The sequence below is a fragment of the Cellulomonas sp. genome (genome assembly GCF_017744555.1).
In the GTDB taxonomy this organism is placed as follows: domain Bacteria; phylum Actinomycetota; class Actinomycetes; order Actinomycetales; family Cellulomonadaceae; genus Cellulomonas.
Genome location: NZ_JAGIBD010000012.1, coordinates 1 through 18,073 on the forward strand (window position 1 = coordinate 1; position 18,073 = coordinate 18,073).

17 protein-coding genes and 1 pseudogene are annotated in these 18,073 nt (G+C 74.1%); 12 read left to right on the forward strand and 6 right to left on the reverse strand.

The features are described from left to right. Nucleotides 1-893: pseudogene (locus tag J7523_RS09600) on the reverse strand (hypothetical protein); the annotation flags it as partial. Nucleotides 894-1,206: 313 nt separating this feature from the next. Here J7523_RS09600 and fbaA point away from each other — a divergent pair. Then, nucleotides 1,207-2,229 carry a class II fructose-bisphosphate aldolase gene (gene fbaA, locus J7523_RS09605; RefSeq protein ID WP_291885473.1) on the forward strand — a complete coding sequence of 341 codons (1,023 nt, stop codon included), beginning with the start codon at nucleotides 1,207-1,209 and terminating at the stop codon, nucleotides 2,227-2,229. 64 nt (nucleotides 2,230-2,293) lie between these two features. Here the strand turns inward: fbaA and J7523_RS09610 are convergent, their stop codons facing one another. Next, a complete protein-coding gene (locus tag J7523_RS09610) occupies nucleotides 2,294-2,740 on the reverse strand; it encodes an STAS domain-containing protein (protein ID WP_291885476.1) in 447 nt (148 codons plus the stop codon). Between the two features lie 86 nt (nucleotides 2,741-2,826). Between J7523_RS09610 and J7523_RS09615 the strand changes: the two genes are divergently transcribed. Further along, the gene (locus J7523_RS09615) at nucleotides 2,827-5,022 is read left to right on the forward strand and encodes a SpoIIE family protein phosphatase (protein ID WP_363266767.1); all 2,196 of its coding nucleotides are present in this window, start codon (nucleotides 2,827-2,829) and stop codon (nucleotides 5,020-5,022) included. Nucleotides 5,023-5,078: 56 nt separating this feature from the next. Here the strand turns inward: J7523_RS09615 and J7523_RS09620 are convergent, their stop codons facing one another. Then, nucleotides 5,079-5,447, reverse strand: a complete 369-nt coding sequence (locus J7523_RS09620; RefSeq protein WP_291885479.1) for an STAS domain-containing protein — start codon at nucleotides 5,445-5,447, stop codon at nucleotides 5,079-5,081. Nucleotides 5,448-5,630: 183 nt separating this feature from the next. Here J7523_RS09620 and J7523_RS09625 point away from each other — a divergent pair, with 183 nt between their 5' ends. Together J7523_RS09625 and J7523_RS09630 are read left to right on the forward strand one after the other, a co-directional pair. Further along, nucleotides 5,631-6,059 (forward strand): DUF3151 domain-containing protein, encoded by a 429-nt coding sequence (locus J7523_RS09625; RefSeq protein WP_291885482.1) that lies wholly within the window; start codon nucleotides 5,631-5,633, stop codon nucleotides 6,057-6,059. 201 nt (nucleotides 6,060-6,260) lie between these two features. Further along, nucleotides 6,261-7,547: an adenylosuccinate synthase gene (locus J7523_RS09630; protein WP_291885484.1), complete on the forward strand. Its 1,287-nt coding sequence runs from the start codon at nucleotides 6,261-6,263 to the stop codon at nucleotides 7,545-7,547. A gap of 73 nt (nucleotides 7,548-7,620) precedes the next feature. On the opposite strand, the gene J7523_RS09635 is transcribed toward J7523_RS09630, so the two are convergent. Continuing rightward, nucleotides 7,621-8,907 carry an MFS transporter gene (locus J7523_RS09635; protein WP_291885487.1) on the reverse strand — a complete coding sequence of 429 codons (1,287 nt, stop codon included), beginning with the start codon at nucleotides 8,905-8,907 and terminating at the stop codon, nucleotides 7,621-7,623. A 79-nt stretch (nucleotides 8,908-8,986) separates the two neighbouring features. Between J7523_RS09635 and J7523_RS09640 the strand changes: the two genes are divergently transcribed. The 3 genes from J7523_RS09640 to J7523_RS09650 all read left to right on the forward strand — a co-directional run bounded on the left by J7523_RS09640 (nucleotide 8,987) and on the right by J7523_RS09650 (nucleotide 11,396). Further along, nucleotides 8,987-9,601 carry a helix-turn-helix domain-containing protein gene (locus J7523_RS09640; RefSeq protein WP_291885489.1) on the forward strand — a complete coding sequence of 205 codons (615 nt, stop codon included), beginning with the start codon at nucleotides 8,987-8,989 and terminating at the stop codon, nucleotides 9,599-9,601. A gap of 94 nt (nucleotides 9,602-9,695) precedes the next feature. After that, nucleotides 9,696-10,955, forward strand: a complete 1,260-nt coding sequence (gene purD, locus J7523_RS09645; RefSeq protein WP_291885492.1) for a phosphoribosylamine--glycine ligase — start codon at nucleotides 9,696-9,698, stop codon at nucleotides 10,953-10,955. Between the two features lie 30 nt (nucleotides 10,956-10,985). Further along, nucleotides 10,986-11,396 (forward strand): hypothetical protein, encoded by a 411-nt coding sequence (locus tag J7523_RS09650; RefSeq protein WP_291885494.1) that lies wholly within the window; start codon nucleotides 10,986-10,988, stop codon nucleotides 11,394-11,396. 22 nt (nucleotides 11,397-11,418) lie between these two features. On the opposite strand, the gene J7523_RS09655 is transcribed toward J7523_RS09650, so the two are convergent. Beyond that, nucleotides 11,419-11,946 (reverse strand): AAA family ATPase, encoded by a 528-nt coding sequence (locus tag J7523_RS09655; protein WP_291885499.1) that lies wholly within the window; start codon nucleotides 11,944-11,946, stop codon nucleotides 11,419-11,421. Nucleotides 11,947-12,009: 63 nt separating this feature from the next. Between J7523_RS09655 and J7523_RS09660 the strand changes: the two genes are divergently transcribed. The 5 genes from J7523_RS09660 to J7523_RS09680 all read left to right on the forward strand — a co-directional run bounded on the left by J7523_RS09660 (nucleotide 12,010) and on the right by J7523_RS09680 (nucleotide 17,064). Further along, on the forward strand, nucleotides 12,010-12,942 hold the full coding sequence (locus J7523_RS09660; RefSeq protein ID WP_291885502.1) for a phosphoribosylaminoimidazolesuccinocarboxamide synthase: 933 nt from the start codon (nucleotides 12,010-12,012) through the stop codon (nucleotides 12,940-12,942). A 63-nt stretch (nucleotides 12,943-13,005) separates the two neighbouring features. Further along, nucleotides 13,006-14,088, forward strand: a complete 1,083-nt coding sequence (locus J7523_RS09665; RefSeq protein WP_291885504.1) for an ABC transporter substrate-binding protein — start codon at nucleotides 13,006-13,008, stop codon at nucleotides 14,086-14,088. Between the two features lie 41 nt (nucleotides 14,089-14,129). Continuing rightward, nucleotides 14,130-15,167 carry an iron ABC transporter permease gene (locus tag J7523_RS09670; RefSeq protein WP_291885507.1) on the forward strand — a complete coding sequence of 346 codons (1,038 nt, stop codon included), beginning with the start codon at nucleotides 14,130-14,132 and terminating at the stop codon, nucleotides 15,165-15,167. Further along, entirely contained in the window at nucleotides 15,164-16,255 is a 1,092-nt protein-coding gene (locus J7523_RS09675; RefSeq protein ID WP_291885510.1) for an iron chelate uptake ABC transporter family permease subunit, read from the forward strand. Before J7523_RS09670 ends, J7523_RS09675 begins: the two co-directional genes overlap by 4 nt. Continuing rightward, nucleotides 16,252-17,064, forward strand: a complete 813-nt coding sequence (locus tag J7523_RS09680) for an ABC transporter ATP-binding protein (protein WP_291885513.1) — start codon at nucleotides 16,252-16,254, stop codon at nucleotides 17,062-17,064. The genes J7523_RS09675 and J7523_RS09680 overlap by 4 nt, the downstream gene beginning before the upstream one ends. Here the strand turns inward: J7523_RS09680 and J7523_RS09685 are convergent. Then, a complete protein-coding gene (locus J7523_RS09685) occupies nucleotides 17,038-18,027 on the reverse strand; it encodes a DNA/RNA non-specific endonuclease (protein WP_291885516.1) in 990 nt (329 codons plus the stop codon). The two genes, J7523_RS09680 and J7523_RS09685, sit on opposite strands and share 27 nt — an antisense overlap. Between the last annotated feature and the right edge of the window lie 46 nt (nucleotides 18,028-18,073).

Here is an 18,073-nt window from a genome sequence, read left to right on the forward strand (position 1 = left end):
ACGCCGGTGTTGGTGGCGTCCGGCATGACGGTGGCTGGCGTGCTGGGTGGCGTGGTCGGCGTCGGCGTCGGCGTCGGGGTCGGCGTGGCGGTCGGCGTGCTGGTGGTCGGAGTCGGCGCCGGCGTCGGGGTCGGCGGCGGGCTGTCGGTGCGGATGTCGCCGGACGGCTCCGGGAGCGTCGCGGGCGTCGGGAAGCCCTCAGCGGCCCACTCGGCCGCCGTGATCGGCGTCAGGGAGGACAGGTCGTCCGAAGAGCCGCGAAAGATCCCCGGCGTCGACAGCCGCTTGTAGAACCCGCCCGCACGGGTGACGAACGCCGGGTACCCGACGGCCGCCCACTCCCGGACGGACAGCTTGTGCGTGACGCCGTCCCCGCCGGTCACGAACAGCTCGTTGCTGGTGCTCCACCGGTGGTACGTCGATCCGACGAGCGAGCCACCGCCGGTGGCGGGCGACGTCGGGTAGCCGGCCGACGCCCAGCCGTCGGACGTCAGCCGCTCCCGCTGCCACCAGGTCTCGCTGCCTGACGAGGACGTGACCGCGTACACGGTGGGCGACGAGCCGTAGCTCACGGAGGTCGTCGGCGCGCCGTCGGACCCGGCGATGCTGCCGACGTCCCGCCAGCTCTCGGGCGTCAGCGGGACGGAGACCTGCGTGCCGTCGGCCGGCGCGACGAGCACGTCACCGGTCGCCGAGTAGACCGCCTCGTCCAGCGGCCGCGTCTGCGTCGCCGGCGGGCCGACGACGGTGGCGTCGGGCGCGACCGTGGGGGCCGCGAGCGGCTCGGCGGGCGCCGTGCCGGGGACGGTCGACGCCGACGGAGCACCGGCCGACAGCAGCAGTGGTGTCACGAGGGCAGCAGTGACGGTGGCGGCGATCGTGCGCAGTCGCATCGGGAGGGCGTCCTCGGTGGTGACGAACAAGTGGTCCCGGACGTCATCGACACGTGGAGCCCACGGCCCCGCACCGATGGGCGGATCGCCCCGGTACGTCAGTCCGTTTTCACCCGCGCACCCGGCGCCGCGACCACGCGGCGAGCGACGCGTCCCGGTTCCTGAGACGGGCGGGGGTCGTCGGCGTGCCGCGCGGCCCCGCAAAGTCCGACGAGCCCCCGTCCGTAGGCAGGACGTCCCGACCGCCATCTCACCCAGTAGTGGCAAACTCAGACCGACACCGCCCCACCACCCAACGCAGGAGATGCTGCAGATGGCCATCGCCACCCCTGAGGTCTACGCCGAGATGATCGACCGGGCGAAGGCAGGCAAGTTCGCCTACCCCGCCGTGAACATCACGTCCTCCCAGACCGTCACCGCCGCGCTGCAGGGCTTCGCGGAGGCCGAGTCGGACGGCATCCTGCAGGTCTCGGTCGGCGGCGCGGAGTACGCCTCCGGCTCGACGGTCAAGGACCGCGTCTCGGGCTCGCTCGCGCTCGCGGCCTACGCGACCGAGGTCGCCAAGGGCTACGGCATCACCGTCGCGCTGCACACCGACCACTGCGTCAAGAAGAACCTGGACTCGTGGGTCCGCCCGCTGCTCGCGCTCGAGGCCGAGCAGGTCAAGCGCGGTGAGAACCCGACGTTCCAGTCGCACATGTTCGACGGCTCGGACATCCCGCTGGACGAGAACCTCGTGATCGCGGCGGAGCTCCTCGAGCTCTCGCAGGCGGCCCGCACGATCCTCGAGATCGAGGTCGGCGTCGTCGGTGGCGAGGAGGACGGCCACGAGGCGGAGATCAACGAGAAGCTCTACACGACGGCCGAGGACGGCCTCGCGACGGTCCGCGCGCTCGGTGCGGGCGAGAAGGGCCGCTACCTGACGGCCCTCACGTTCGGCAACGTGCACGGCGTGTACAAGCCGGGTGCCGTCAAGCTGCGCCCGTCGATCCTCGCGGACATCCAGAAGGCCGTCGGCGCCGAGGTCGGCAAGGACTCGCCGTTCGACCTGGTGTTCCACGGTGGCTCGGGCTCGACGGCCGAGGAGATCGCGGAGGCGGTCGACAACGGCGTCATCAAGATGAACATCGACACGGACACGCAGTACGCGTTCACGCGTCCCGTGGTGGGCCACATGTTCACCAACTACGACGGCGTCCTGAAGATCGACGGCGAGGTCGGCAACAAGAAGGCGTACGACCCGCGCGCCTGGGGCAAGCTGGCCGAGGCCGGCATGGCCCAGCGCATCGTCGAGGCCGCCCAGCAGCTGCGCTCGGCCGGCAACAAGCTCGGCTGACCCACCCTGCACGGCGAAGGCCCCGCACCGACCAGGTGCGGGGCCTTCGTGCGTAGGAGCGGGATCAGGCGGCGCCGGGGCCCGTGTCGCCGGACGCGGTGTCGCCGACCGGCTGGAACTCCGCCTCGTCGTCCCCGTCGACGACGTCGACGAGCTCGCCGATCCGCGTGACCTCGAGCAGGAACCGCACGGTCGGGGGCACGCGCAGGAGGCGGACGCGGTGCTGCGACCGGATGGACAGGCGCGCGAGGAACGCGACGCCCGACGAGTCCATGAACGTCACGTGGTGCGCGTCGACCTCGATCGGCAGGCCCAGCTGCTCGGCCTCGGCGGTCGCTTCCTGCAGCTCCGGGCCGAGGTCCGCGTCGACCTCGCCGGAGAGCACGATGCGTGTCCTGTCCGCGCCGACGATCACGTGGACCGCACCCGGTTCGCCGATCACGCCGTTGCTCGGGTCCAGCGCACTGGTGTCCCCGGGCTCCTCGGGGGTGGTGCTGTTACCGTCGCGCACGGTGCTCCTTCCGTTCCTGTCCCTGGAAGGCGCTGCGCCGTCGATTCGACGTTTCGCCCGTTCGGCACGCTAGACGATCGGAGGTGGTGGTGGTCAACTCCCACACGCATCCGACGTCGGATCATCTGCTCGCCCGGGCCCGTGAGCTCGCCCTGGCGTCCACCGCCGTGCCGATGGCGCTCCTGGACGCGTCGCAGCCGGACCTGCCCGTCGTGTGGGTCAACGCGGCGTTCGAGGCGGCCACGGGGTACGGGCTGGAAGGGGCCCGGAGCCGCCGCGCGCAGGTCGTCGAGCGGTCGGCGCTGTGCCCCGCGGAGGCGGACGCGCTGGCGACCGCGGTCCGTGAGGAGCGTGCCGTGTCGCAGACGCTGACGCTCGAGCGGGCCGACGGCTCCCGCCTGACGTGCCGCGTGCACCTGTCACCCGTGCGCGACGGGGACGGCCCGGCGACGCACTGGGTCGTCGCGATGCAGGACCTCACGGAGCAGCTCTCGCACGACGCCGAGCAGGCCGCGCTCGTCGAGGCGGAGCGGCGCGAGCGGCGCAGCCTCGGGCTCGTCGCGCAGGTGTCGGACCTGCTCATGGACGTCGACGACCCGCACGCGCTGCGCGAGATCGCGATGATGCTGCGCCGGGCGGTCGTCGGGTGGGCGGCGTTCTACCTGAACGACGGCGGGCTGCGCTCGGCCGACGGGATCGGGTCGGGGCACGCGCCGAGCGGCAAGGGCCACCGCCACGGCGACGGCCATCCCGGCGACCCACACCGGTCGGCGCTGCGCGTGACGTCGACCGCGACGGGCGCCATCCCGGTGCTCGGCGGCGCCCCGGCGCGGTTCCCGCGCGACACCGTGCAGCTGCTGCTCGACGGCGACCGGGACCGGCCCGTCGAGCTCGACCTGGACGGCACCTACGCACCGGGCAGCGCGTCGGCGTGGCTCGCACGGCACGTGGGGGAGGACCCGGGGCACGACGCGCGCACGACGGGCGACCGGCGGGCGGTCGTCTACCCGGTCCCGGGCCGACGGCGGGTGCTCGGCGTCCTCGTCGTGCTGCCGCGCGAGGCCGGCGGGCTGGCGGCGATCGAGCCGTCGACGATGACCATCCTCGAGCTGACCGCTCGGCGCGTGGGTCTCGTGGTCGACAACGCACGCCTCTACGACCGTGAGCACCGGCTCGCCGAGACGCTCCAGCGGGCGATGCTCCCCGAGCAGGCCGAGGTCGACGGCCTCGACGTGTGGACGTACTACGCGCCGAACTCCGAGAACGTGCAGGTCGGCGGCGACTGGTACGACGTGCTGCAGATCGCGCCGGACGTGGTCGGTGTGGTCATCGGCGACGTCGTCGGGCACGACGTCGAGGCCGCCGCAGCGATGGGGCAGCTGCGCTCGGTGGTGCGGTCGTACACGTTCGACATCACGTCGCCCGGCCCGGTGCTGGAACGCGTCGACCAGCTCGTCACGGGCATGCGGATCCCGCGCTCGGCGGGTCTGGTGCTGTCGACGCTGACCCGGTCGGGCGGCGGGTGGCGTCTCGAGTACTCCCGGGCGGGGCACCTGCCGGTGCTGCACGTGCGCGAGCGTCGGGCGACCGAGCTCCGGGAGGCCGGAGGCCCGCTCATCGGCTTCGGCGGCCACGGCCGCAGCACGGCCGTGCTGGACCTGCAGCCGGGCGACTTCCTCGTCTACTACACCGACGGCCTGATCGAGCGGCGCGACCGGGCGCTGCGCGAAGGGCTCGCGGCGCTCGCCGGGGTCGCCGCGCACGTCACCGCGCTCGACGCGGCAGGGATCGGCGAGGAGCTCCTGTCCCGGCTCGCCGACCACACCGAGGACGACGTCGCGGTCGTCGTGGTGCGCGTGCCCGACCCGCGCGACCAGCTCGAACGCGCACGCAGCCCGCGGCGGCGGCGGTGGTCGCTGCCGAGCGAGCCCGCGTCGATCGGCCGCGCCCGGCACGCCGTGGTGCGGACGTGCCAGGCCTGGGACATCCCGGAGGCCGCGAACGCGGAGCTCGTCGTCTCCGAGCTCGTCGCGAACGCCGTCCTGCACGGGTACGGCCACGTGTCGCTGCAGCTGTACGACACGGGCGACGGGCTGCGCATCGAGGTCGAGGACGGCAACCCCGCGCCTCCCGTCACCACGGACGGGCACCCCGGGCGGGTCGGCGGGTTCGGCATGCAGATCGTCGAGCGGCTCGCGGACTGGGGCTGGCGGCAGTCGCGGGGCGGCAAGCTGGTGTGGGCGCGGGTGCGCCCGGGGGTGCTGCCTCCGGCGGGTCGCTGAGCGGTCGTCCGCCGGACGAGCGCAGGCGTCGGCGGCCCGGAACCGGTCAGAGCCGCTCAGGCGGGTGTGGGCGCCCCGCTCGGGCGGACGAACCCGGACCCCGTGACCTCGGTGCACCGGTGGTCGGCGTCGACGCGGAACAGCTCGAGGGCACCGCAGATCTCGAGGACGAACAGGTCGCGCGGGTCCGTGCCGCGCAGCACGGTCGCCCCGCCACGGCGGCGACCGGCGTCGGCCAGCGAGATGAGGAACGCGGCGCCGGTGGAGTCCATGAACGTCACGCCGCACATGTCGATGACGAGGAGCTGACGGCGCAGGCCGACCACTCGCGCGGCGATCTCGGGGAACTGGTCGCGCTCGGCCAGGTCCAGGTCGCCGGAGACGACCAGCGTCGTGGTCGTCGAGGACGTGGAGATCTCGATCATGGTGGTCACCTGTGTCCGAGGTGCCCAGGGGGGCAGCGGGCGCCGACCGGGGGTGTCGGCGGCACGACTGTAGTTGCGCTCCCACGGGTCCGCACCCGGAGCGGACACGTGTCCAACCGCGCGAGCGACGCCGCAGGTGAGCGCGCCCGTGGACGATCGCGCGGTCTGCGGGAGACTGGCCGCATGAGTCACGAGAACCTCCTGGACGGTCCCGCGCCCACCCTGCTCCCGGCCGACGGCCCCGACGGCGACGCCCGTGCCGCGCTCACGGCGGGCTCGGCGCCGCGTGACGTGGTGCCCGTCGCGCCCGCGTCGTCGCTCGTCTGGGCGCTGCTCGCGGAGCGCGCGCTGTCGGACGACGGCGACCCGGTCGCCGCGTACGCGTTCGCCCGCACGGGCTACCACCGTGGTCTCGACGCGCTGCGGCGGGCGGGCTGGCGGGGACGCGGCCCGATCCCGGCCGACCACGCGCCGAACCAGGGGTTCCTGCGGGCGCTGCTGGCGCTCGCGGAGGCCGCCGAGGCGATCGGCGAGAGCGACGAGGCGGAGCGGTGCGCGCAGTTCCTCGTCGACTCGGGGACCTCGTCGGCGGAGGTCGCGGAGCTGCGCTGAGGCGTGCTCGGGGCTGCGCTGACGGCGTGCTCGGGCTGCCCTGACGGCGTGCTCGGCGATGGACCGCCCATGACCGGATGTTGACCGTCCGGTACCCTCTCGGAGGTACTGGGTCACTGCCGCCCGTGCCCGGGTCCTCGTGCAAGCGACGTCGCTTCCGCCGGGGTTCCCGACCGCAGGCAGGGTGAAGGTGGTGTTCAGATGCCGGCCGTCGTGGTGCTCGGGGCCCAGTGGGGCGACGAGGGCAAGGGCAAGGCGACCGACCAGCTCGGCTCGCAGATCGACTACGTGGTGAAGTTCAACGGCGGCAACAACGCCGGGCACACCGTGGTCATCGGTGGCGAGAAGTACGCGCTGCACCTGCTGCCGTCGGGCATCCTCTCGCCGGGCGTCGTGCCGGTGATCGGCAACGGCGTGGTCGTCGACATCGAGGTGCTGTTCGAGGAGATCGACGCGCTCGAGCGTCGCGGCGTCGACACGTCGGCGCTGGTCGTCTCGTCGGGTGCGCACGTCATCGCGCCCTACAACCGCACGGTCGACAAGGTCACGGAGCGGTTCCTCGGCAAGCGCCGGATCGGCACGACGGGCCGCGGCATCGGCCCCACGTACGCGGACAAGATCAACCGCGTCGGCGTCCGCATCCAGGACCTGTTCGACGAGAAGATCCTGCGCCAGAAGGTCGAGGGTGCCCTCGACGGCAAGAACCACCTGCTGGTCAAGGTCTACAACCGCCGTGCGATCACGGTCGACGAGACGGTCGAGGAGCTGCTCAAGCACGCCGACCGCCTGCGCCCGTTCGTGGCGGACACGCCGCTGCTGCTCAACCGCGCGCTCGACGACGGCAAGACGCTCGTGTTCGAGGCGGGCCAGGCGACGATGCTCGACATCGACCACGGCACCTACCCGTTCGTCACGTCGTCGTCCGCGACGGCCGGTGGCGCGTGCACGGGCTCGGGCGTCGGGCCGACGCGCATCGACCGCGTCGTGGCCGTCGCGAAGGCGTACACCACGCGCGTCGGCGAGGGCCCGTTCCCGACGGAGCTGCTCGACGAGGACGGCGAGTGGCTGCGCCAGACGGGCGGCGAGTTCGGCACGACGACGGGCCGCCCGCGTCGCACCGGCTGGTACGACTCCGTCGTGGTCCGGTACGCGAGCCGCATCAACGGCCTCACCGACCTGGTCGTGACGAAGCTCGACGTGCTGACCGGCCGGGACCGCATCCCGGTCGCGGTCGCGTACGACGTGGACGGCCGCCGGTTCGACGAGATGCCTGACGACCAGTCGGACTTCCACCACGCCACGCCCGTCTACGAGTACCTCGACGGCTGGACCGAGGACATCAGCGGCGCGCGCGACTTCGACGACCTGCCGAAGGCCGCCCAGCGCTACCTGCTGCACCTCGAGGAGATCAGCGGCACGCGCATCTCGTCGGTCGGCGTGGGCCCGGGCCGTGAGGCGACGATCATCCGCCACGACCTGCTGGCCTGACGCCGCACACCGCCACACGCAGCACGACGGCCGGTCCCGGGAGCTTCCCGGGGCCGGCCGTCGTGTCGAGCGGTCAGGCCGCCGCGGGCACGGGCTCGTCCGCGTCGGCCGCGGCGGGGGCGACGGCCACGGCGGCCTCCGCCTCGTCGACCATCCGCTGCCGCAGCACCACGCAGACGTACAGCGCGGCGAGCAGCGACACCGCGGTCGCGCCGTAGAACACCGTCGGCAGCCCCCACTGCTCGGCGACGGCCCCGCCGAGCAGCGCGCCGACCGGCATGAGCCCGAACGCGACGGTCCGCGCTGCGCCGCTGGTCCGGCCGAGCATCCCGGCGGGGACGATCCGCTGCCGCATGGACTGCCCGATCACGTTGCCGAGCGTGTTGGTCAGCCCGAGCAGTGCCGCGGTGACGCACAGCGCGGGGACGGTCGGGACGAGCACCGGGACGACGAGCAGCGCCGCGTTGGACAGCCAGCACGCGAGCATCAGCCGGACCTCGGGCACGAACCGTCCGACCGGCTCCGCGAGCACCGACCCGACGACGGCCCCGACGGCGAGCACCGTGAGCACCAGCGGGTACGTCTGCGGCGTCATGCCGACCCGCGACCCGTCGCCCACGACCCACAGCACGAACACCGAGAAGTACGCGGTCGACGCCATGTTCATGAGCCCGCCGCTGATGAGCAGCGGCCGCAGCACGCGGTGGTGCAGCAGGAACGTCACACCCTCGCGGACCTGCGCGCCCACGTGCTGCGGGCCGTCGGGCGCGGCGTGCTTGTAGGACCCGCGGATGCCGAGCAGCACGAGCGCGACGGCCCCGACGGCGAGCCCGGCGGGCACCCCGAACACCCAGCCGGACCCGAGGGCGAGCACGGCACCCGCGATGGGTGCGCCGAGGAACGCGTTGGCGACCTGCTCGACGGCGAGCAGCCGCCCGTTGGCCGCCTGCAGCCGGGTCCGGGGGACGAGGTCGGGGGTGATCGCGCCGCCCGCGAGATCGGCGAACACCTCGGTGATGCCGTACGCCAGCGACAGCGCGACGAGGAACGCCATCGTCAGGTGCCCGCTCGCGACGACGACCACGGCGGCGGTGAGGATCGCGGCGCGCGCACCGAGGGCGGTCGCGCGCACGACCCGGCGATCGCGGCGGTCGACGACCACCCCGGCCATGAGCCCGCCGACGAGCCAGGGGAGCCACGCGGCGGCGGTGAGCAGCGCGATCAGCGCGGGCGACCGGGTGAGCGTGAGGGCGACGAGCGGGGCGCCCGTCTGCACCACGCCGTCGCCGAGGTTCGCGAGCCCGGTGGACGTGAGGTGCGCGGTGAAGCGGCGGCCGAGCGGCGCGGTAGTGCGGGTCATGACGTCCTCCGGGCTTACGATCGAGGTAGCTCTGCAAAGCATGTTCTGCAAAGAAGACTCTGCAAAGGTATCTCTGCACATGGCTGATGGCAAGACCCCGCTGTTCTCCGAGCCGCCCATCGGGCCGGAGGCGCTCAAGGTGTTCGCGCACCCGCTGCGCACCGCGATGTACAACCTGCTCGGCGAGCAGGGCCCGTCGACCGCGACGCAGCTCGGCCGGCAGCTGGGGGAGAGCAGCGGCCAGACGAGCTACCACCTGCGCCAGCTCGAGAAGCACGGGTTCGTCGAGGACGACCCCGACCACACGGGCGGCCGCGAGCGGTGGTGGCGCGCGGTCGGGTTCTCGGTCGACGGCCGCGAGATGCTCAAGAACCCCGCGACCGCGCCCGCCGCACGAGCCCTGCTGCAGTCGGTCGTCGCCGACCGTGCCGAGGTGCTCACCCGGTGGATGTCCCGCACGGAGGCCGCCCCCGGCTGGGACGACTCCGAGATCAACGACCGGATCACCACCGACCTCACGCCCGACGAGGCCCACGACCTGATCGCCGAGCTGCAGCGCGTGCTGACCGACCACGTCGAGGCCGCGAAGGCGCTCAAGAAGGCCGGCGAGACGGCCGGCCGCCGCACGGTCCGGATCTACCTCGACGTGCTGGCGCTGCCGCTCCCGGACGACGGCGACACCGCCGACGCCTGACCCGGCGGGCGACCCGTCCACGCCCGGCGCTCGACGCCCGACCGCCGTGGACGCCGACCGCGGCGCCCGGCACGCCTCGGTAGGCTCGCGCACCGTGAAGATCCTCGTCGTCGGCACCGGTGCCCGTGAGCACGCCCTCGTCCGCGCGCTGTCCCTCGACCCGTCGGTGACCGCGCTGCACGCCGCCCCGGGCAACCCTGGGATCGGCGCGCTGGCCACGCTGCACCCGGTCGACCAGCTCGACGGCCCGGCCGTCGCCGCGCTCGCCACGGAGCTGGGCGTCGACCTCGTCGTCGTCGGGCCGGAGGCGCCGCTCGTCGCGGGCGTCGCCGACGCGGTCCGTGCCGCCGGGATCCCGGTGTTCGGCCCGTCCGGCGAGGGTGCCCGTCTGGAGGGCTCCAAGGCGTTCGCCAAGGAGGTCATGGCCGCCGCGGGCGTGCCGACCGCCGAGCCGCGCGTCGTCACCGACGCCGCCGACGTCGCCGCCGCGCTCGACGCGTTCGGCGCGCCGTACGTCGTCAAGGAGGACGGGCTCGCCGCCGGCAAGGGCGTCGTCGTGACGTCCGACCGTGCCGAGGCCCTGGCCCACGCGGAGGCGTGCCTCGCGAAGGAGGGCGGCGCCGTGGTCGTCGAGGAGTACCTCGACGGGCCCGAGGTGTCGCTGTTCGTGCTGTGCGACGGCACCGACGTCGTGCCGCTCGTCCCGGCGCAGGACTTCAAGCGCGCGCACGACGGCGACGAGGGACCCAACACGGGCGGCATGGGTGCGTACTCGCCGCTGCCGTGGGCGCCGGACGGGCTGGTCGAGGAGGTCGTCGAGCGTGTCGCGAAGCCCACGGTCGCCGAGATGGCCCGCCGGGGCACGCCGTTCTCGGGCGTCCTGTACTGCGGGCTCGCGCTCACGTCGAAGGGCGTGCGCGTCGTCGAGTTCAACGCACGGTTCGGCGACCCGGAGACGCAGGTCGTGCTCGCGCGGCTCGCGACCCCGCTGGCGGGTGTGCTGCTGGCGTCCGCGACCGGCACGCTCGCGGACCTCCCGCCGCTCGAGTGGCGCGACGACGCGGCCGTCACGGTCGTCGTCGCGTCCGAGGGCTACCCCGCATCGCCGCGCTCGGGCGACCCGATCGAGGGCGTCGACGACGCGGACGCCGTGCCCGGCGTGCACGTGCTGCACGCCGGCACCGCGATCGTGGACGGCGCGCTCGTCTCCGCCGGCGGGCGCGTGCTGTCCGTCACGGCCACCGGTACCGACCTGGCCGCGGCCCGCACGGCCGCGTACGCGGGCGTCGATCGCATCTCGCTGGCAGGCTCGCACCACCGGTCGGACATCGCCGCCGCAGCAGCGGCGCACTGACGCGGACCGACCCGATCCCAGGAGGAACGCATGGGCGCGTTCGAGACGCTCGTCTACGGCGACGGTGAGTGGGGTGGCGATCCAGCCGTGACGCCGAGCCTGTCGATCGACATCCACGACAGCGACATCGCGACCGTCGAGTACCGCCCTGCCCCCGAGGGCTGCGGGCGGTTCTACCTCGGCTTCCAGCCGCGCGACTACTTCGACGACCCGGCCGAGAGCGACCCCGTGGACCTCGACGCCGAGGCCGAAGGGTTCGCCGAGTGGGCCGCGCTCGCGGGCACCGACGACGTCGGGGCCAAGCGGGTGCGCAAGCTCCTCGCGGAGGAGCACGTCGACGAGCCCCAGGACACGTTCGTCGAGGAGACCGTCGAGCGGCTGCTGCGCCTGATCGGCCTGCCCGTGCCGGACGCGCTGACGACGCCGGACGAGCTCGACTGACCTGCTGGTCCGAGCGGCGCGGTCAGCGGGCTCGCGCCACGAGGGCCAGCGCCGCCGCGACCGACTCCTCGACGGTGGCCCCCGCGGTGTCGAGCGCCGCGGCCGTGGGCCACGCGTCGAGCGTGATGGTCGTCACGGACTCCCACGTCGGCTGCACGTGGCCCGGGATGTCGGCCGTCCGTTCCTCGACGCGCACGCGGTGCACGGCGGGGTCGGTGCAGACCACGAGGATCTCGACGACCCCCGCGCCGGTCTCGGCGCCGACCCACCGCCAGCCGTCCTGGCTCGCCGCGACGGGGTTGACGCTGTCGGCGACGACGTCGAGCCCCAGCCGCAGGTTGTCGGCGGCGACACCCATCGCGGCGGCGTACCCGGCCTCGGCCACCGCAGCCACCCCGAGCGACGAGTGCAGCACCGCCTGCTCGACGGTGTCGACGCGCACGTGCACGGCCCGCAGCGCCCGGGCGACACCCCGCGCGACGGTCGTCTTCCCGCTCCCGGGCAGACCGCCGAGGACGACGAGGACGGGGCTGTCGGCACCGCCGGTCATCGAAGCTCCTCGCCTGGTGGACGACGTGGACGACCGGGCGGTCGCGCACGTCACACTAGGCCGGTGACCCTCGACCTCGGAGCCGACTCGGCCGTCGACCTGCCCGGCTGGGCGCACACCTACTCGGGCAAGGTCCGTGACCTGTACGTCCCCGACGACTCGCCGGCGGGCCGGGCCGTGACAGAGGCGTTCGGCGACGTCGTGCTCGTCGTCGCGAGCGACCGGGTGTCCGCGTACGACCACGTGCTGAGCCCCGGGATCCCCGACAAGGGGATCGTGCTGACGCAGCTGAGCCTGTGGTGGTTCGAGCAGCTCGCCGACCTGGTGCCGAACCACGTGGTGTCCACCGACGTGCCCGCCGAGGTCAACGGTCGGGCCATGGTGTGCCGACGGCTCGAGATGTTCCCGGTCGAGTGCGTCGCCCGCGGCTACCTCACGGGGTCGGGGCTCGCGGAGTACCGGGTGTCGGGCGAGGTCACGGGCATCCCGCTGCCGTCGGGGCTCGTCGACGGGTCGCGGCTGCCGGAGCCGATCTTCACGCCAGCGACCAAGGCGGAGCTCGGCGAGCACGACGAGAACGTGCCCTTCTCGGCGGTCGCCGCCCAGGTCGGCGAGGACGCGGCGGCGACGCTGCGGGACCTCACGCTCGCGGTGTACGCCCGGGCGGAGGCGATCGCGCGCGAGCGGGGCGTGATCCTCGCGGACACCAAGCTCGAGTTCGGCACCGACCCGGTGACGGGTGCGGTGACGCTCGGCGACGAGGTGCTCACGCCGGACTCGTCGCGCTTCTGGCCCGCGGACGGCTGGCAGCCGGGCCGCGCGCAGCCGAGCTTCGACAAGCAGTTCGTGCGCGACTGGCTGACGTCGGCCGCGAGCGGCTGGGACCGGGAGGGCGAGACCCCGCCGCCGCCCCTGCCCGCAGACGTCGTCGAGCGGACGCGTGCGCGGTACCTGGAGGCGTTCGAGCGTCTGACGGGGTCGCCGCTGGCCTTGTGAGGGCCCGCTCGGGTGTGACGAGGTCGACAGCCGGCGACTCGGAGCAGAGGTTAGGCTTACCTCATGACCGCAGACGCCAGTCCGGTCGCCGCCGACCCCGATCGGAGCCAGTCCGTGCGCCTCCTGCGCCGCGCCGCCGCCGTCGCCACCGCGACCGCCGTCGCCCTGTCCCTCGCCGCGTGCAGCGGCTCGTCTGGCTCGTCGGACGGTGCGAGCACGAGCCCCGACGCCACCGGCGACGCCGCGTTCCCCGTGACCGTCGAGTCGGCGCTCGGCTCGGCGACGATCGAGAAGAAGCCCGAGCGCGTCGTGGCCCTCGGCTGGGGTGCCGCGGACATCGCGCTCGAGCTGGGAACGGTGCCGGTCGGCGTCGAGGCGGACACGTGGGGCGGCGACGCGGACGGCTACCAGCCGTGGTTCCGCGAGGCCGTCGAGAAGCAGGGCGCCGACCTGCCCAAGACGATCGCGGGCTACCCGCTCGACGTCGACGCGATCGTCGCGCTCGACCCGGACCTGGTGCTCGCGCCGCAGTCCGGGCTCGACCAGGCGACGTTCGACCAGCTCTCGGAGCTCGTCCCGGTCGTCGCGTACCCGGGCGAGCCGTGGCAGACGACGATCCAGGACCAGGTGACGATCGCCGCGAACGCGCTCGGCGTCCCTGACGAGGCTGCCCCGCTGCTGAAGAAGCGGCAGGACGCGATCGACGCCGCCGCGGCTGCGCACCCCGAGCTCGCCGGCAAGACGTTCGCGTACGTGTACGCCGGCACCGAGCCGGGCTCGCTGTCCGTGTACCTGCCGGGCGACCCGCGCGTCGAGCTGCTCACCGGCCTCGGCATGACGCTCGCACCGTCCGTCGCGAACCTCACCGCGTCGCCCGGCACGTTCACCGCGACGCTCGGCCTGGAGAACGCGGACCAGCTGGACGACGTCCAGGTGCTGCTCACCTGGTTCAACGACGAGACCGAGCAGGCCGCCACCGAGTCGCAGCCGCTGTTCGCCCAGATCCCCGCGTTCGCCAAGGGTGCGTACGTGCCGATGCTCGACCGCCAGCTCGGCATGGCCGTGTCGGTCGCGACACCGCTCAGTGTGCCGTGGGCGCTCGACGCGTACGTGCCGCTCGTCGCGGAGGCCGCGGCCAAGGCCTGACGCGGGCGCCTGACCTCGGGCACCTTCCGTACCGTGCACCCATGAGCACCACGACGATCCCGCGAGCCCCGCGCGCAGCACGCGCTCGGGGCTCGCGGTCGTCTCTGCTGGCGGTCGGGCTGCTGGCCGCCGTGGCCCTGCTGCTGATCGCCGTCGGGCTCAGCATCGCGGTCGGCGCGAAGCCTGTGCCCCTGGGGGACGTGTGGTCCGTGTGGCGGCACCCGGACGGCTCGTACGTCTCGACCGTGGTGCAGTCGCGCATCCCGCGCACGCAGCTCGGCGTGCTCGTCGGTGCGGCGCTGGCGGTCGCGGGCGTCGTCATCCAGGGGCTCACGCGCAACCCGCTCGGCGACCCCGGGCTGCTCGGGGTCAACGCAGGGGCGTCGGCGTCGGTGGTGGTCGTCGCGGCGATCGCCGGTGCGGGCGCGGGCCGTTCGGTCTGGGCGGCCGTCCCGGGTGCGCTGCTCGCGGCGGTCGCCGTGTACCTCGTGGGGTCGGGCGGACGACGGGCGACGCCCGTGCGGCTCGTGCTCGCGGGCGCGGCCGTGTCGGCGGTGCTCGTCGCGCTCGTCGAGGCGATCTCGCTCGCCCGGCCCCAGGTGTTCGACTCCTACCGCGCGTGGGTCGTCGGCTCGCTCGCCGGACGGCCGCCCGGCACCGTCGGAGAGGTCGCGCCGTTCGTCGTCGCGGGGCTCGTCGCGTGCGTGCTGCTCGCGCGGCCGCTCAACGCGCTCGCGCTCGGCGACGAGGCCGCCACGTCGCTCGGGCTGCGTGCCGGTCGCACGCGGCTGCTCGGCGCGGCCGTCGCGACGATCCTGTGCGCCGCGGCCGTCGCCGCGTGCGGGCCCATCGCGTTCGTCGGGCTCGCGGTGCCGCACGTCGTGCGGTCGTTCACCGGGTCAGACCACCGCTGGCTGTTGCCGTACTGCGCGCTGCTCGGGCCCGTGCTGCTGCTCGGTGCGGACGTCGTGGGCCGGGTCGTCGCGCGGCCGGGCGAGCTCATGGTCGGGGCCGTCACCGCCTTCGTCGGCGCGCCGTTCCTGATCGCCGCGGTGCGGCGCGGCCGGGTGGCGCTGTGAGCACCGCGGTCGAGCCCCGGACGGACGCGGTGCGCGCGCGAGGTCCGCGGACCGTGCGCGTCGCGAGCGGGCCCGACGGCGACCGCGGTGTCGTGCTCGTCTGGCGCCGGCGGCCGCTCGTGGTGTGCGTCCTGGCGCTCGTCGTCGTCCTCGTCACCGCGCTCGTCACGATCACCGTCGGCGAGCTGGGCATCCCGCTGTCCGAGCTGCCCGCGGTGGTCGCCGGGCAGGGGACACGCATCCAGCACTGGGTGCTCTACACGACCCGCCTGCCGCGCCTGCTGGTCGGGGCCGGTGCCGGTGCGGCGCTCGCGGTGTCCGGAGCGATGTTCCAGTCGGTGACGCGCAACCCGCTCGGCAGCCCCGACGTGATCGGGCTCGGTGCGGGCGCGGCGGCGGGGGCGGCTGCGGCCGGGCTCGTCTGGCCCGGGGTCGTGCCCGTGCCCGTCGGTGCGGTGCTCGGCGCGTTCGTCGCGACCGCGGCCGTGTGGTTCGGGTCGGGCAGCGGGTTCTCGCGGCCGCAGCGGCTCGTCGTCGTCGGCATCGCGGTCGGCGCGATGGCGCTCGCGTTCGTCCAGCTCGCGCTCGCCCGGGCGTCGCGCGAGGACGCGATGGTGATCGCGCAGTGGCTCAACGGCAGCCTCGCCGCCCGCACGTGGGCGGACGTGCGGCTGATCGTCGCCGCGCTCGTCGTGCTGCTGCCGCTCGCACTCCTGCTGACCCGGCCGCTGCAGGTCGTCGAGATGGGCGACGAGGCCGCGACGTCGGTCGGCGTGCGGACCGACCGCACCCGGACGCGGGCCGTGCTCGTCGCGGTGCTGCTGACCGCCGCGGCCGTGAGCGTGTGCGGGCCGGTCGCGTTCGTCGCGCTGACCGCCCCGCAGATCGCCCGCCGGCTGACCCGGTCGAGCGGACCGGGCATGGTGGCGGCCGCCTGCACCGGCGCCGCCCTGCTCGTCGTCGCGGACCTCGTCGCGCAGCACGCGATCCCGTCGCAGCAGCTGCCCGTCGGGGTCGTCACGGCCGGGCTCGGCGGGGTGTACCTGGTGTTCCTGCTGGTCCGCGAGTTCCGAAGGAGTGCGGTGTGATCGTCGCCGACAGCCCCCTGGTGGCCGACGGGGTCACCCTCGCGTACGACCGGCTCGTCGTCGCGCGCGACCTGCACCTCGCGGTCGCGCCCGGGTCGTTCACCGTGATCATCGGGCCCAACGGGTGCGGCAAGTCGACGCTCCTGCGCGCGCTGGCCCGCACGCTCACGCCGCGCGAGGGCCGGGTGCTGCTCGACGGCGCGCCCATCGACAAGCTGCGCAGCAAGGACGTCGCAAAGCGGCTCGCGCTGCTGCCGCAGGGGCCGATCGCGCCTGAGGCGATCTCCGTCGGCGACCTCGTCGCGCGCGGCCGCTACCCGCACCAGGGGATCCTGCGGCAGTGGTCCGCCGCCGACGCGCGTGCGGTCGACGAGGCCCTGCGCGCGACCGAGGTCGAGGACCTGCGCGACCGGTTCGTCTCCGACCTGTCCGGCGGCCAGCGGCAGCGGGTGTGGCTCGCGATGTCCCTCGCGCAGCAGACCGACCTGCTGCTGCTCGACGAGCCGACCACGTTCCTCGACATCGCCCACCAGGTCGAGGTCATGGACCTGTGCGCCCGGCTGCACGCCGAGGGTCGCACGCTGGTCGCGGTGCTGCACGACCTCAACCAGGCCGCGCGCTACGCCACGCACCTCGTCGCGATGCGGGACGGGCGCATCGTCGCGCAGGGTGCGCCGCAGGACGTGGTGACCGCGCCGCTCGTGCGGGAGGTGTTCGGGCTGGCCAGCCGCGTCGTGCCCGACCCGGAGACCGGGACGCCGATGGTGGTGCCGCTGCGGCGCTCAGTACAGGACGACGTCGTCCGGTGACGTGAGCGTGATCCACGCCTGCCGGCCCTCGGGCGTCGGCTGGTTCCCGAGCACGTCCGCGGCGACCACCGGGCCGAGGTCGAGGCCGCTGAGCGACGCGACCGTCGACACCGGCACCTGGAACGTGCGGAACGGGCCCAGCGGCGGGGGAGCGTCCGCCTCACGGGCGACCCGCAGGGCCTCGTCGAGGTCGAGGCCGGCGATCAGCGGCGACTGGTCGAGCACGAACGCGGCGGCGGCCAGCGCGCGGTGCGTGGTCTCCGTGAAGGGCCGCTCGGTGAACGGGCGGCGGGCGTCCGGGTCCTCGGCGGGATCGGAGTCGGGCTCGTGGTGGGAGGTCGCGCCGTCGTCGGCGTCAAAGGGGTACTCGCCGGGGTCGGGCGGGTCGGTCGGTGCGGTGCCGGCCGGTGCGTCGTCGGCGTCGACCGCCCACACCGCGACCTTCCAGAACTGCCGCGGGATCCCGCACCCCCGGTACACCGGGTCGCTGTCGAGCAGCACGGGCCCGGTGAACACGCTCACCCGCTGCCGCCACGTGCCGGCGTACGTGAGCACGTGGTCCTCGAGGCCGAGCCACAGCTCCTTGCCCTGGTTGAACATCGCCGCCTGCGGGGCGGCGTTCGCGAACGTGAACGTCTCGACGTTCGCGCGCTGCGCCTCGTCGGGCTCGCCCCATACGGGGTCCTGCCGGCGGACGAGGTGGCCGCGGTCGAGGTCGTTGTGGTCGTAGACGTGTGGGCCGGTCTGCTCGGACTCGGGCACGCGCGCGTCGAACACCCACCGGTCGGACCGTGGCAGCGAGAGCAGACGGCTGCCGTCGATGTTGACGGCGGTGGACGCCGCGAGGCGCCGGACGGGGTCGAGCTGCACGGTGAAGTGCGTCGACGGCAGCACGCGCACCTCGCGCGGCACCACCGGGAGAGGGACGTCGGGTCCCAGGAAGGACGTGTCGTAGCCGGTCATCGTGCAGCCCCCTACCGTGCTCTCAGGCAGACGAGGCTAGCGACGA

Bases quoted from the DNA above. Each gene is read 5' to 3' on its own strand.
- J7523_RS09635 (WP_291885487.1), bottom strand. From the start codon at position 8,907: ATGACCCGCACTACCGCGCCGCTCGGCCGCCGCTTCACCGCGCACCTC.
- J7523_RS09650 (WP_291885494.1), top strand. From the start codon at position 10,986: ATGGGCGCGTTCGAGACGCTCGTCTACGGCGACGGTGAGTGGGGTGGC.
- J7523_RS09655 (WP_291885499.1), bottom strand. From the start codon at position 11,946: ATGACCGGCGGTGCCGACAGCCCCGTCCTCGTCGTCCTCGGCGGTCTG.
- J7523_RS09625 (WP_291885482.1), top strand. From the start codon at position 5,631: ATGAGTCACGAGAACCTCCTGGACGGTCCCGCGCCCACCCTGCTCCCG.
- fbaA (WP_291885473.1), top strand. From the start codon at position 1,207: ATGGCCATCGCCACCCCTGAGGTCTACGCCGAGATGATCGACCGGGCG.
- J7523_RS09620 (WP_291885479.1), bottom strand. From the start codon at position 5,447: ATGATCGAGATCTCCACGTCCTCGACGACCACGACGCTGGTCGTCTCC.
- J7523_RS09640 (WP_291885489.1), top strand. From the start codon at position 8,987: ATGGCTGATGGCAAGACCCCGCTGTTCTCCGAGCCGCCCATCGGGCCG.
- J7523_RS09685 (WP_291885516.1), bottom strand. From the start codon at position 18,027: ATGACCGGCTACGACACGTCCTTCCTGGGACCCGACGTCCCTCTCCCG.
- J7523_RS09665 (WP_291885504.1), top strand. From the start codon at position 13,006: ATGACCGCAGACGCCAGTCCGGTCGCCGCCGACCCCGATCGGAGCCAG.
- J7523_RS09670 (WP_291885507.1), top strand. From the start codon at position 14,130: ATGAGCACCACGACGATCCCGCGAGCCCCGCGCGCAGCACGCGCTCGG.
- J7523_RS09630 (WP_291885484.1), top strand. From the start codon at position 6,261: ATGCCGGCCGTCGTGGTGCTCGGGGCCCAGTGGGGCGACGAGGGCAAG.